Annotated in this window: 14 protein-coding genes and 2 pseudogenes; 11 read left to right on the forward strand and 5 right to left on the reverse strand. The window is 37.7% G+C overall.

The window, feature by feature from the left end:
• The first annotated feature begins 36 nt into the window (after positions 1-36).
• The gene (locus BKP56_RS03070) at positions 37-636 is read left to right on the forward strand and encodes a nitroreductase family protein (protein WP_072693668.1); all 600 of its coding nucleotides are present in this window, start codon (positions 37-39) and stop codon (positions 634-636) included.
• A 116-nt stretch (positions 637-752) separates the two neighbouring features.
• Here the strand turns inward: BKP56_RS03070 and zupT are convergent.
• The 3 genes and pseudogenes from zupT to BKP56_RS13960 form a co-directional block, all read right to left on the reverse strand.
• Positions 753-1,247: pseudogene (gene zupT / locus BKP56_RS03075) on the reverse strand (zinc transporter ZupT); the annotation flags it as partial.
• 254 nt (positions 1,248-1,501) lie between these two features.
• Positions 1,502-1,879, reverse strand: a complete 378-nt coding sequence (locus BKP56_RS03080; protein WP_072693669.1) for a pyridoxamine 5'-phosphate oxidase family protein — start codon at positions 1,877-1,879, stop codon at positions 1,502-1,504.
• 96 nt (positions 1,880-1,975) lie between these two features.
• Positions 1,976-2,208 (reverse strand): annotated as a pseudogene (locus tag BKP56_RS13960) (IS30 family transposase); the annotation flags it as partial.
• Between the two features lie 129 nt (positions 2,209-2,337).
• On the opposite strand from BKP56_RS13960, the gene BKP56_RS03090 reads away from it, so the two are divergent.
• The 10 genes from BKP56_RS03090 (at position 2,338) to BKP56_RS03130 (ending at position 9,803) form a co-directional block, all read left to right on the forward strand.
• The gene (locus BKP56_RS03090; protein WP_072693671.1) at positions 2,338-2,844 is read left to right on the forward strand and encodes a DNA-deoxyinosine glycosylase; all 507 of its coding nucleotides are present in this window, start codon (positions 2,338-2,340) and stop codon (positions 2,842-2,844) included.
• Between the two features lie 270 nt (positions 2,845-3,114).
• Entirely contained in the window at positions 3,115-4,434 is a 1,320-nt protein-coding gene (locus tag BKP56_RS03095) for an IS1380 family transposase (RefSeq protein ID WP_072693672.1), read from the forward strand.
• Positions 4,435-4,740: 306 nt separating this feature from the next.
• Positions 4,741-5,142, forward strand: coding sequence for an Hg(II)-responsive transcriptional regulator (gene merR, locus BKP56_RS03100; RefSeq protein WP_072693673.1), 402 nt, complete (start codon positions 4,741-4,743; stop codon positions 5,140-5,142).
• Between the two features lie 13 nt (positions 5,143-5,155).
• Positions 5,156-5,377, forward strand: a complete 222-nt coding sequence (gene merF / locus BKP56_RS03105) for a mercury resistance system transport protein MerF (protein WP_072693674.1) — start codon at positions 5,156-5,158, stop codon at positions 5,375-5,377.
• Between the two features lie 3 nt (positions 5,378-5,380).
• Entirely contained in the window at positions 5,381-5,680 is a 300-nt protein-coding gene (locus BKP56_RS14105; RefSeq protein ID WP_252100557.1) for a mercuric transporter MerT family protein, read from the forward strand.
• A gap of 3 nt (positions 5,681-5,683) precedes the next feature.
• Positions 5,684-5,839: a hypothetical protein gene (locus tag BKP56_RS13840; protein WP_002360746.1), complete on the forward strand. Its 156-nt coding sequence runs from the start codon at positions 5,684-5,686 to the stop codon at positions 5,837-5,839.
• 18 nt (positions 5,840-5,857) lie between these two features.
• Positions 5,858-6,007, forward strand: coding sequence for a heavy-metal-associated domain-containing protein (locus tag BKP56_RS13725; protein ID WP_002360745.1), 150 nt, complete (start codon positions 5,858-5,860; stop codon positions 6,005-6,007).
• Positions 6,008-6,039: 32 nt separating this feature from the next.
• Positions 6,040-7,680, forward strand: a complete 1,641-nt coding sequence (gene merA, locus BKP56_RS03120; RefSeq protein ID WP_072693675.1) for a mercury(II) reductase — start codon at positions 6,040-6,042, stop codon at positions 7,678-7,680.
• Positions 7,681-7,805: 125 nt separating this feature from the next.
• Positions 7,806-9,152 carry a dihydrolipoyl dehydrogenase family protein gene (locus BKP56_RS03125; protein WP_019467798.1) on the forward strand — a complete coding sequence of 449 codons (1,347 nt, stop codon included), beginning with the start codon at positions 7,806-7,808 and terminating at the stop codon, positions 9,150-9,152.
• Between the two features lie 324 nt (positions 9,153-9,476).
• Positions 9,477-9,803, forward strand: coding sequence for a YnfA family protein (locus BKP56_RS03130; protein WP_046466214.1), 327 nt, complete (start codon positions 9,477-9,479; stop codon positions 9,801-9,803).
• A 245-nt stretch (positions 9,804-10,048) separates the two neighbouring features.
• Here BKP56_RS03130 and BKP56_RS03135 read toward each other — a convergent pair whose 3' ends face one another.
• Positions 10,049-10,612, reverse strand: a complete 564-nt coding sequence (locus BKP56_RS03135; RefSeq protein ID WP_048728526.1) for a recombinase family protein — start codon at positions 10,610-10,612, stop codon at positions 10,049-10,051.
• A 255-nt stretch (positions 10,613-10,867) separates the two neighbouring features.
• On the reverse strand, positions 10,868-12,793 hold the full coding sequence (locus BKP56_RS03140) for a heavy metal translocating P-type ATPase (RefSeq protein WP_072695941.1): 1,926 nt from the start codon (positions 12,791-12,793) through the stop codon (positions 10,868-10,870).
• Positions 12,794-12,961 lie beyond the last annotated feature (168 nt).

Below are 12,961 nucleotides of genomic sequence, written 5' to 3' on the forward strand. Positions count from 1 at the left end.
AAGAGCTTATTATTTTTTTACAAGAGGAGAATTTTAATGACACAATTTACAGACTTAGTTAAGAAACGCCGTACGAGCTACGCAATTGGTAATAACACTGAACTATCAAACAAAGAAATTTCAGACCGTATTCGCGAAGTGGCAAGAGAAGTTCCTTCAGCAAGTAACAGCCAAACGACTCGTTTAGTTGTATTATTTGGTGAGGACAATGTTAAATTATGGGACCACATCTTAGACGTTCAAAAAAACGTTCTTGAAGGTGCCATGTGGGATATGTTTTCAGGCGTTATGGAAGGCGCTAAAGGCGGCGTGGGTACGGTTTTATTCTTCGAAGACCGTGATGCTGTTGAAGGCGCACTGGGCAAAAATGAACGTGCAGAAATTTACAAACAACACAACAACGCTAATACTCAGTACGCAATTTGGTTAGCATTAACTGAATTAGGTTTAGGCGGCAGCTTACAACATATGAACGTTGGTTTTGAACAAGGTTTCGACAAATCTGTTAGAGAAATGTTTGACTTACCAGCTTCATACGAAATGATTGCTCAAATGCCATTTGGTTCAATTGAAGGCGAAGCAAGCGATAAAGAATACATTGATGACAACGAACGAGTTCGTGTATTTGGTGAATAAATCAAGTTTATTCAATTACGGAGCACTTTAATATATTAAGATTAAAAGGGAGACACTCGAAAAACATTCGAGTGTCTCCCTTTTTCTATTGGCTTGTGCCAATAAAATTGGTTGTCTTATGCCAGCAACAGCAAGCTCCCCGCCATTACAGCCATGCCGCCGATTAGTCCCCAAATAGCGATATGATGCTCCGCGTACTTTTCTGCAGTGGGAAGCAGTTCATCGAGTGAGATGTATACCATAATCCCTGCCACTCCGGCAAACAAAAGCCCGATGAGTGTTTCGCTGATGAAAGGACGCAGTATGGTAAATCCAATTATTGCTCCTAAAGGTTCAGAAAGCCCTGAAAGAAAACTGTATTTGAACGCTTGGCGTTTGCTTCCAGTAGCATAATAAATGGGAACGGAAACCGACATACCTTCTGGAATATTGTGAATAGCAATAGCAACAGCGGTGCTGATTCCCAGTGTTGGATCCTCTAATGCACTGAGAAAAGTGGCCAAACCTTCTGGAAAGTTATGAATCCCAATGGCCAAAGCAGAAAACATCCCCATCCGCAGTAGTTTCCCATTTTCTTCTTCTTTCTTTTCTTCCTCTGTTGTTTGTTTTTCTACAGTCTCCATATCAGACACATCTCTAATTTCATGATTAGATTTTGACTAAATATTTTATAGGGAAATAACGTCATTAGAAGAATGTCTGACATACCGTATCAATCTAAAAAGAAAATAACTAAAATCATAGAACCCCTTCTGATTTTACGACTCAGGAGAGGTTCTATGATTAGATTCGTGATTTATATATCATAAACAATCCTCTTCATTACGATATAGTCATTTATAATAGTCTAACTTTCAATAAGAGATTAAAGCAATTGCTTTTGAGATTCTACGGTGATTTCAAGTAATTTATTCATAAAAGGATAGTCCTCTTTCATTCGGTCAAACTCATCACCAGTATCCAGAAAGCGTGCCCGTCCTTCAATTAAGAATCCTGTTCCTTGATACCCATTGAACCCTTCAACTTCTCGACTCCCTAGAGTCAAGATAACGTTGTCATTCTTAACCACATCCTCTTGAACGCTTGTAAATCCAGCTATTGGCACTAAAATGCGTTCATCATCAGTTATACGTAAAAATGAATTCCATGTACAACGAACATGTGGGGCCTCACCGCTTCCCCATGATGTAACAGAAACCACACCCTCGTGCTGGATAACTTTGAAAAAATTTTCACTTAACATATTTTGCCTCCTATATTAATCTGTCGTATTTCACAGGAATCATACCACTAAAAGGAACATACATTCAATGGTAGTGTTGGTTGGAGAACCCCTTGGGCTAAGTTGGTCTTCAGGTAAATGGATTTTCCGTCGGCCGCAACGTTTTTTTTTGCTTTGTATTGCTTGTGGTAGTCAAGGGCTGTGTGGCCTTCTTTAAAGAAGGAAACGACTGTGTGAATGGTTTGTCTCGAACGCGTCAGATACTGAGAAATCTTGAGAACAGAAATGTTATTTCGGTGATAAGATTCTATTAAAACTAATTCGTCCGTGGTAAGACGGGTGTAGGTCATTCGCGATCACTCCTCTGTTTTCTTTGGTCGGAGATACAGTTTGAGTGTACCACGAACGGCTCTTTTAATTGTCTAACTTAATTTTACAATTTGCGTAATTATTTCGAATGGAAAGCGAAGATAACTTATATGAAGTCAGAAACAGTTACTAATTTAGTTCCGATTGTAGATGATCAAACAAAAATGCTTATTTTAGGATCCATGCCAGGAGTAGAATCACTTCAAAAAGCACAATACTACACTAACTCGCGCAATCAGTTTTGGAAAATTATAGTAAAAATTTTCAATGACAAAGAACCCAATAGCTACACTGAGCGGATTGCTCTCTTACAAGATAATCATATAGGACTCTGGGATGTGATTCATTCCTGTAAGAGAGTAGGAAGCTTAGACTCCGCTATTTCAGAGGAAGTTCCTAACGACTTTATATCTTTTTTTGAACAGTATCCCTCAATAAAAGGTGTTGGTTTTAATGGCAGTAAGGCATATACTACTTTTAAGAAACTAGTAGGTTTTCGTTTTTTCCCGGATATTCAGTTCGTTAAGTTGCCATCTACTAGTCCTACTCCTGGAAAAAACGTGAAATCTTTTGAAGGAAAAACTGCAGAGTGGGAGAAGTTTATAGAAAAATCGTAGCCATGATGAATATACGTAACTAAGTTTTAAACCTTAAATTTTATACAAGCGAAAATTTAAGAAGAAGTATCCCTAACACAAAGTAGTTTATGATAAAAAAATTATTTACAAGATACCTGAATAATTCATACTTTGACTTTAAACCGTCTGAAACTGGCTAACGGCAGTCTTCATTTACTTTTTCTTTTTCACCTGTTAAGTGATGAAAAAAGAACCCCGTTCTGATATGGTAAAGGTGTCTAAACCAACCATAAGAAAGGAGTTCTCTTCATGATTAGCTTACACAAAAACCAGGTGAAATTCAATTCAAACATCATCATTTCGCATACAGGTGGTCGTTTATCGAGTGATTCGGGTTTAGTCTTAGTTAAAGAAGTAATGGATACCTTCAAGTTTTCTGATTTGGCAAAATCACTTCTGGACATTAAAGATAACCGTGCTTACTACACGCATGATAATTTAGCGATATTAGAACAGCTCATTATGCAACTGATTGCTGGTTATTCGGCAGACTCGTCAGCTAATCTGTTACGACAGAATCCAGTCTTTCAAATGGTGTTAGGCAGAAAACAATTAGCCTCACAATCGTCAATTTCACGGTTTCTGGATCGTTTCACCGAGGAGAACATGGATCAACTCCAAGCATTAAATCAGTCGCTCATTGATAAAGCGCGTTTGATTCGCAATGACACCGAGTTAATCATTGATCTCGATTCCACTCATTCAGATACCTTTGGCCATCAAGAACAAACAGATTATAATGCACATTATCAAACCTACGGCTACCACCCATTAGTTGCCTTTGACGGACTGACTGGAGATTTCTTAAAAGCTGAACTGCGTTCAGGTAATCAGTACACATCTAAAGGGGTGAAAGCCTTTATCAACCCATTGTTACACCACTACAATGAATCCATACCGAATACTGACATATTGGTTCGTGGAGACAGCGGCTTCGCAACACCAGAGGTGTATGAGTCTTGTGAAGAAAATGAAAGTCAGTATGTGATCCGATTAAAGAACAATCGGAGGTTAAGTCAATTAGCTGAGCAATCCGTTCTTTACGGGGATAACCAAAAATGGGAAGATCGGGAAGTTCAGTATTTTTCAATGCCTTATCAAGCACAATCATGGTCGAAACACCGTCGAGTCTGTATACGTTCCGTTCGTGGAGCAGGAGAATTGCTCTTTCACCACGCATTCATTGTGACTAATCTATCCGATAATGTCTCACCTGAAGTCATATTCTCTCTTTACGGCAAACGGGGTACAATGGAGAATTTCATCAAAGAAGCGAAATCAGGCTTTTATTTTGACAAAACAGATAGCCCACTCTTCCTGGAAAATCACGTTAGAATGATGATCAGTGTCCTGGCTTACAACCTCGTCAATTTTTTAAAGACCATTGGATTTGAACAAGTGAATCGGGGGATGACGATTCATTCTATACGATTGACATTGCTCAAAGTTGCCGGCAAACTCGTTAAAACAGGCAGACAAGTCTATCTCAAACTGTCGAGTTATCATGTGTATCAAACCGAATTTTATAAGGTTTTCGAACGCCTACGGCGATCCAGACAATATATTTAGAGGAGTTATCGCATAAAGTTTTAACTGATTATTTCAAGGGATCAGTCTGCCCTTAAATAGACAAAGGATTTTTAATAGGTCCTTCTTCCCTAAGAATCCTGTTCGAAAATACAATATTTTAGAAGAAAGTATCTGCCTAATATAAAAATAGGCAATTTATTCAAGAAAACAGCTTTAAATTAGAGCTATGAATTATTCAGGAAGGGATTTTAAGAGAAAACTACTAGGGTAGAGTATTTTAAAATCATAAATATCTCTTGACCATGTACTATGGTACATGGTGTATAATAAATAGAGGTGAAAAGAATGAAGTATCTGATTAGTGAATTTGCTGAAAAGAGTGGCGTTAATAAAGAAACGATTAGATATTACGAGCGAAAAAATTTACTACAAGAACCTCACCGAACGGAAGCTGGTTATCGGATATATTCATATGATGACGTTAAGCGTGTTGGGTTTATTAAACGAATACAGGAACTTGGATTTTCTTTAAACGAGATTTATAAATTATTTGGTGTTGTAGATAAAGATGAAGTTCGTTGTCAAGATATGTTCGAATTTGTTTCTAAAAAACAAAAGGAAGTTCAAAAACAAATAGAGGATTTAAAACGAATTGAAACTATGTTAGACGACTTAAAACAACGATGTCCAGATGAAAAAAGTTTACATGCTTGTCCGATAATTGAAACCCTAATTGAGGAAGAATGAAAGGAATTTTGAAATGAAATATAAAAAGACCTTTATTGCAGGGCTTATAGGTACATTTTTGGTTTTGTTAGGTTGTGCTACACCTATTTTAGTTATTTTATTAGGTACGCTTGGATTAGGTGCAATAACAGGCTATTTAGATTTTGTTCTGATTCCTGTTTTAGCTGTTTTTCTTGGTTTAACTTTTTATGCTTATTCTAAATATGAAAAATCACATAAAAATAAGAAGATGTAAAAAATGAAAGAAAGAGTTGTTGCAATTGCTTCGATGTTTTCAGCTTTTTTAGCAAGTCTTTGTTGAATTGGCTTAGCGATCTTAATACCACTTGGTCTAAGTGGTTTAGCTGGAACACTTGCCGTTACGTTTGCGCCATATCGAATTTGGTTTATTGTTATCACTGTTGTTATGCTTTCTTTTGCTCATTTACTTGTATGGAAACAAAAAAATAGTTCAAAGAAAACGAAGAAGTTGTTATGGGTTAGTACAATCGTTTCTGGAGTAATGCTTATCTATACATTGTTCAGTCAGGGGATATAAGGCATGATGAAATATTTAATATATCTATTCATTATATTTGGATTGGTTGTTGTCCTTTCTGGGTGTGGTCAAAAAGCAGTTGAAGAAGGTTCAAAAACAAGTGAGGTTCCATCAGAAAACTTAGAATCTGTTTCGTTTAAAATAGATGGTTTTACTTGAGTATCTTGCGCTTTTACGGTGAGTTCCGCCGTTTCTAATTTAGAGGGTATTCAAGATATAGAAGTTGAAGGATCAGGAGAAACCCAACTTACATTTGATAAATCGAAAACTAGTTTAGAAGAAATTGAAGAAATAATTACTGATTTAGGGTATGAAATAAGGAAATAGGAAAATTTAAGATAAAACAGGAGGTTGAGGTAATGAATAAATTTAAGATAAATATTCAAGGAATGACTTGTACAGGTTGTGAAGAACATGTAGCCGTAGCACTTGAAAATGTGGGAGCTAAGAACATTGAAGCTAGTTTTCGTCGTGGTGAAGCAGTATTTGAATTACCCGATGATATTGGGGTGGAAAGTGCAAAAAAGGCAATTGATGAAGCAAAATACCAGCCTGGAGAAATAGAAGAAGTACAATCTGAAGAAAAAATAGTTTTAGGTGATGAGGGAGACTATGACTTACTTATCATTGGTTCTGGCGGGGCTGCTTTTTCGGCTGCGATTAAATCGGTTGAATATGGGGCAAAAGTAGCTATGATTGAGCGTGGAACCGTTGGGGGAACATGTGTAAATATTGGTTGTGTGCCATCAAAAACACTTCTTAGAGCTGGGGAAATCAATCATTTGGCAAAAGTCAACCCATTTATAGGTTTACAAACATCTGCTGGAAAAGTGGAATTAGCTCCTTTAGTAAAGCATAAAGATGAGTTAGTAAGCGAACTTCGGAATCAAAAATATGTCAATTTAATTGATGAATATGGCTTTGAGTTAATTGAAGGTGAAGCAATATTTGTTGATGAAAATACAGTTGAAGTTAACGGGAAGAAACTTTCTGCAAAGCGTTTCTTAATTGCAACGGGCGTTTCTCCTTCCTTACCGCCGATTTCAGGACTTGAAAAAGTGGATTATCTAACAAGTACAACATTACTTGAATTAAAAACGGTACCAAAACGATTAACGGTTATTGGTTCAGGATATATCGGAATGGAACTTGGGCAATTGTTTCATAATTTAGGTTCAGAAGTCACGCTTATGCAAAGAAGTGAGCGACTTTTAAAAGAATATGATCAAGAAATTTCAGAAGCCGTAGAAAAAGCGTTAATTGAACAAGGTATTAACCTTGTAAAAGGGGCAACTTTTGAGCGTGTAGAACAAGAGGGGCAAATCAAAAAGGTTCATGTAACAGTAGATGGTAAGAAAAAAGTGGTGGAATCAGAGCAGTTACTTGTTGCAACAGGAAGAAAACCAAATACAGATGCTTTGAAATTAAATGCCGCAGGGGTTGAAGTTGGAAAACGAAAAGAAATCCTGATAAATGACTACGCTAGGACAAGTAATGAAAAGATTTATGCTGCAGGCGATGTAACATTAGGACCTCAATTCGTTTATGTAGCAGCATATGAAGGTGGAATTGTTGCCGATAATGCGATTGGCGGATTAAATAAAAAATTAGATTTATCCGTTGTTCCTGGCGTAATTTTTACAAATCCTTCGATTGCAACGGTTGGTTTAACAGAAGAACAAGCAAAAGAAAAAGGCTATGAAGTAAAAAAATCTGTATTGCCTTTAGATGCAGTTCCAAGAGCAATAGTAAATCGTGAAACAACAGGCGTTTTTAAGCTTGTTGCCGATGCAAAAACTTCAAAATTACTAGGGGTTCATATCGTATCTGAAAATGCAGGAGATGTGATATATGCGGCGACATTAGCCGTTAAGTTTGGATTAACAGTCGAGGATTTAAAAGACAGCCTTGCACCATATTTAACCATGGCAGAGGGATTGAAATTAGCTGCCCTGACGTTTGATAAAGATGTTTCAAAATTATCTTGTTGTGCGGGATAACAACACAATGAATCCACCGTTTGGTTAAGACGGTGGATTCTTTCAACCTTGGACAAGGTACGCGGTTTCATTAGATAGAAATAAGGCAAACGTATTATAGAGTCAATTCTGCGAGGAGGTTAATGATGATAAAGAAATACGATCTTATTGTGATTGGTACAGGTTCTGCGGGTTCAATCACAGCAGCAAAATGTAATAAAGCCGGCTGGAATGTAGCTATGGTAGATGACAGGCCGTTTGGAGGCACGTGTGCACTACGTGGATGTGACCCAAAAAAGGTTCTACATGGTGCTGCCGAGCTTATTGATTGGAACAAACGGATGGTTAAGAATGGAGTACCGTCTGAAGTCTCCATCAACTGGAAAGATCTTATGAATTTTAAAAGAACCTTTACAGATGATGTCCCGGAAAAAAAAGAGGAAGCATTGAATAAACAGGGAATCGATACGTATCATGGCAATGCATCTTTCGTGAGTGAGGACAAACTTGAAGTGAATAAAGAAGTGCTCGAGGGGAGTCATTTCTTGATCGCTAGTGGTGCGAAACCTACCCCTTTACCCATAGAAGGAGAAGAACATCTTACTTATAGTGATGAGTTTTTGGAGTTGGATGAATTACCACAAAGAATCGTCTTTGTTGGTGGTGGGTATATTTCGTTTGAATTTGCTCATATCGCGGCACGTGCTGGATCAGAAGTTCATATTATCCATCGAGGTCAAAGACCTTTGGAGAATTTTGATATAGATCTTGTAGATATCCTTTTAGAAAAGTCGAAAGAGATTGGCATACAGGTACATCTTCAACATTCCGTTGAATCCATTGAAAAAGAACAAGGAAAGTTTCATGTGTACGCTCGAAAAAAAGAGGATATAACGCGGTTTGAAGCAGACATTGTTATTCATGGTGCTGGACGGGTCCCTGCCTTAGATATGAATCTTGAAAAAGGGAATATAGAAAGGAAAAAACATGGTGTCCATGTTAATGAGTATTTGCAAAGTGTAAGTAACCCGAATGTCTATGCAGCTGGAGATGCTGCAGCAACGGATGGCTTGCCCCTCACACCTGTAGCCAGTGCAGATTCTCATGTCGTAGCATCTAATTTATTGAAAGGGAACAGCAAAAAAATTGAATATCCCGTGATTCCATCTGCTGTATTTACCGTACCTAAAATGGCATCGGTAGGTATGAGCGAGGAGGAAGCCAAAAACTCTGGCCGGAATATTAAAGTAAAGCAGAAAAACATCTCCGACTGGTTTACGTATAAACGGACAAATGAGGACTTTGCTGCGTTTAAAGTGCTGATTGACGAAGATCATGATCAAATTGTTGGTGCTCATTTGATTAGTAATGAAGCCGATGAACTGATTAATCATTTTGCAACAGCCATTCGTTTTGGGATTTCAACCAAAGAATTGAAACAAATGATATTTGCCTATCCAACAGTAGCTTCAGACATTGCACACATGTTGTAATTTTTATCATATGTTTTTCCAGCATGATTTTTCCATTATCTCTTGTACACGCTTATTCAGAAAAGGGCGATTGTTGAAAATCAAAAGCTTAATTTCTCACTAAAAATACGGAGGAATTAAGCTTTTTTATCTTTCAAAATCCTTAACGTCCGTATTTTTCCGACGGTACCTCGACTATTAAGTATTTGATTTGCATATATAAAATCCTCGTTCAATACTATCCCTCCAAACTGTTGTTAATCACTCTATGCTTGAAATAATTATCATAGTTCAAAAAGGATACGTTATAATTGCTATATTGATTAAATGTTCAAGGAGTGCTTTATGATTTATACAATTGTAGTATTCATTGTTGCAGGATTAGCTGAAATTGGTGGTGGTTATCTAATTTGGTTATGTCTCAGAGAAGGGAAGCCACTTTATTTGGGGATCTTTGGGGGAATAGCCATAGTTTTATACGGAGTCATTGCTACATTTCAATCATTCCCATCGTTCGGTAGAGTTTATGCTGCCTATGGAGGAGTATTTATTGTTCTTTCTGTATTGTGGGGATGGGGCATTGATAAAAAAACACCTGATTTATATGATTGGGTTGGTGCTGGTATTTGCTTGGTTGGGGTATCAGTAATGCTGTTTGCACCACGTCAATAAAAAAACTTCTTCAACTGGCGCTTTACTTGAAGAATCAACCTAAAAAAGTCGGTTCCTTAGCGTACAGGAATTCGACTTTTTTAGGTTGAAATTCCCTTAACGTACAAAATTTCCGAAATGTTGGCGGTACCCCTAACTATAGGTTGCAACATAAATCTTAACGAAAGATATGGGTAAAAATACTTTTTAGCTCAGTAACGTGAATAAGTGACTCACTTTTAAATATGAAATTGGCTCAAAATGCGTTATTTTTTCTTACTCTTTATATATCGATAGAGAGTAGCTTTACTGATACCAGTCATTTCTGTAATCTCTTTGCCACTATACGCTTTGCTCTCATACAGTTTCACGGCTCGTTCAATATCACGTTTGTTCACACGTGGTCTTCCGCCTATCCGACCTCGGGCACGGGCACTCTGGAGCCCCTCTTTCGTCCGCTCCACAATCAAATCACGCTCGAATTGGCTGAAGGCCTGGAAAACGGTCATCATGAGCCTCCCCTGCGGGGTGGTTGTATCGAAGTTCTCCTTCAGGCTGACCAGCTTCACGTCCTGCTCCTCGAAGTAGGTGACCAGGTCAATCAGATCCTTGGTGCTTCGTCCCAAGCGGGAGAAGCTCTCCACCACCACCGTGTCCCCAGGTCGCAATTTATCCTTTAGACGGTTCAACTCAGGACGATTGCTCTTCGTCCCTGTCATTTTCTCCGTCAAGATTTCGTTGCAATTTTGTTTCGCTAGCAAGTCTAGCTGCCGATTCAGATCCTGGTGTTGCGTGCTGACGCGCGCGTATCCGTAGATATATCCGCTCACAGTTCTAACCCCCTTTGTTACCCTCATTGTATCACAAAGGGTTGTTAAAGATACATAGATATTGATACAACTTTTGAGACTAAAAAAGAGCGCTTTTAGAGAAGAAAGAGTCGCTTCTCAAAACAGTCTCATAATCGATTGTTTTTGAGACAAAGTAATTTATAAAAAATATGCCTCTAACGTTTTTAGAACGTTAAAGGCATATTAACTTCAGACAGTTATTACTATACCCTAGCTTTATGGGTTTTGATAGAATTAATTAGATTTTAATAAACGAAGTCCATTCAGAATAACGACCAACGTACTTCCTTCATGAATAATGACACTAATTGCAATATCCGTCAAACCTAAGAAACTAGCAATAATTAAAAAGACAACAACGGCCATTGAGAAAAAAATATTTTGCCAAATGACACGATTCATTTTGGTTGCAATATTATGAGATTGTACCAATTTGGATAAATTATTCTGCATTAAAACCAAATCAGACACTTCTACTGCTACATCTGTTCCGTCCCCCATGGCAATACCTACATCTGCATTGACGAGGGCTGGGGCATCATTTACACCATCACCCACCATTGCTGTTACGCCGTATCTCTCTTTTTGCTCGTCTATAATTCGAGATTTATCTTCTGGCATGACATTCGCGATTACTTCATCTATTCCTAATTGTTCAGCAACTGCTTTTCCTGTCATTTCTGAGTCGCCAGTGATTAAAGTGGTGTGTATGCCGTGTTCTTTAAAGTAATTAATAGTTTCTTTTGCATGTTCACTTGGAATGTCCATGAGAGCTATAAGTCCAATGACATTCTCATCTTCTGCTACGTATACGATTGTCTTACCTTCTGATGCCCATTCCTTATTTAAACGAATATATTCATTTTCAACATTGTCAAACGAAGTTGGTTTTCCAATCCGATAATTTCTTCCGTTATAATCTCCCGTCAACCCTTTACCAATCTGATTTTCTACTTCAATGGTAAGCTTATTTTTTTGTTCAAACTTTCTTAGAATGGCATCTGCTAAAGGGTGATTGGATTCTTTTTCAAGAGCCACTACGATATCAATAATATTTTCTTCATTCACAGAATCGGCAAAATAATAATTGGTTACTTCGGGTTTTCCTTTGGTCAAAGTTCCCGTCTTATCAAACGCAATTGCTTGAGTATCAGCTAATTGAGACAGATAAGAACTACCTTTTGAAAGGACACCTTTTTTGGCCAGGTTAGAGGTTGTTGATAAGGTTACCGATACGGTAGCTGCTGCTAAAGCACAGGGTGAAGCTGCAACTAAAAGAACCAATCCCCTATAAATACTTTGTGACCATGTCCAATCAAGTAGAACAGGAGCCAATAACACGAACAGGGGAATGGCAATTAAAACAACTGTGACGTATTTCGGTTCGAATTTTTGGATAATACTCGCAGCTTTTGTTTGATTATCTTGGTTCTGGTTCACTAATTGTAAAATTTTTGAAAATACTGTATCTTCGTTTTCTTTGGTGACTTCCATTGTAAACGTGCCTGTCCCATTAATCGTACTCCCAAAAACGGTATCTCCTTTTGTTTTTTCATTGGGTATACTTTCACCATTAATAGACGATTCATCAATGGAAGTAGAGCCAGATAAAATGACTCCATCAATGGGTACTTGGTCACCGTTTAGTACTTGAAGTTGGTCCCCAACTGTTAATTCACTGACGTCAACAATCTTTGTATTCCCATCAGGCAAAATTAACCGAGCAGTTGTTGGGTTCATTTCGAGTAATTTCGTTATTTCTCGTCTACTTCTTCCTTCAGCGTAATCTTCCAGGAAATGTGCGCCTGAAAAAATGAGAATCAACAACGTTCCTTCCCAAAAATTCCCTATCGCTGAAGCTCCTATAGCCGCTAATCCCATTAAAATATGAGAATTAGGCGTAAACTTATTATTTGCTTTTGTATTCTCAATTGTCTCTCCAAGACCTTCCAGAACAATGACATGATAGCCCGCACTAATTGTGGCGAGTGAGAACATGATGTTTTTAATTAATTGATATTCTCCACTTAAGAACAATGCAACAATTGCCAATGCCAAACCAATAAAGTATAGAATAATAGGCATCTTCCCGTGATTGTGATCATGGTCGTGGTTATGTTTCTCTTTTTCCTGTGAATGTTGCTCTTTGGTAGTTTCCATTTCTATCACCTTTCTATTAAATTTCTTTGATTTTTGTTGACTTTTTTTGTGCCTTGCAAATTCTGAGCTCGTTTGTTTGCTTAAGTAAGGCAAGGATTCATATGGTTTGGGCTTATCCAGTCTCCATCTCCTTTTATTTGTAAATCGGAATGATTCTGTAAACATATG

It is taken from the genome of Marinilactibacillus sp. 15R, from assembly GCF_001895285.1.
Classification (GTDB): domain Bacteria; phylum Bacillota; class Bacilli; order Lactobacillales; family Carnobacteriaceae_A; genus Marinilactibacillus; species Marinilactibacillus piezotolerans.

Coding starts and splice junctions, on each gene's coding strand:
- BKP56_RS03070 (WP_072693668.1), top strand. CDS start 37: ATGACACAATTTACAGACTTAGTTAAGAAACGCCGTACGAGCTACGCA.
- BKP56_RS03080 (WP_072693669.1), bottom strand. CDS start 1,879: ATGTTAAGTGAAAATTTTTTCAAAGTTATCCAGCACGAGGGTGTGGTT.
- BKP56_RS03090 (WP_072693671.1), top strand. CDS start 2,338: ATGAAGTCAGAAACAGTTACTAATTTAGTTCCGATTGTAGATGATCAA.
- BKP56_RS03095 (WP_072693672.1), top strand. CDS start 3,115: ATGATTAGCTTACACAAAAACCAGGTGAAATTCAATTCAAACATCATC.
- merR (WP_072693673.1), top strand. CDS start 4,741: ATGAAGTATCTGATTAGTGAATTTGCTGAAAAGAGTGGCGTTAATAAA.
- merF (WP_072693674.1), top strand. CDS start 5,156: ATGAAATATAAAAAGACCTTTATTGCAGGGCTTATAGGTACATTTTTG.
- BKP56_RS13840 (WP_002360746.1), top strand. CDS start 5,684: ATGATGAAATATTTAATATATCTATTCATTATATTTGGATTGGTTGTT.
- merA (WP_072693675.1), top strand. CDS start 6,040: ATGAATAAATTTAAGATAAATATTCAAGGAATGACTTGTACAGGTTGT.
- BKP56_RS03125 (WP_019467798.1), top strand. CDS start 7,806: ATGATAAAGAAATACGATCTTATTGTGATTGGTACAGGTTCTGCGGGT.
- BKP56_RS03130 (WP_046466214.1), top strand. CDS start 9,477: ATGATTTATACAATTGTAGTATTCATTGTTGCAGGATTAGCTGAAATT.
- BKP56_RS03140 (WP_072695941.1), bottom strand. CDS start 12,793: ATGGAAACTACCAAAGAGCAACATTCACAGGAAAAAGAGAAACATAAC.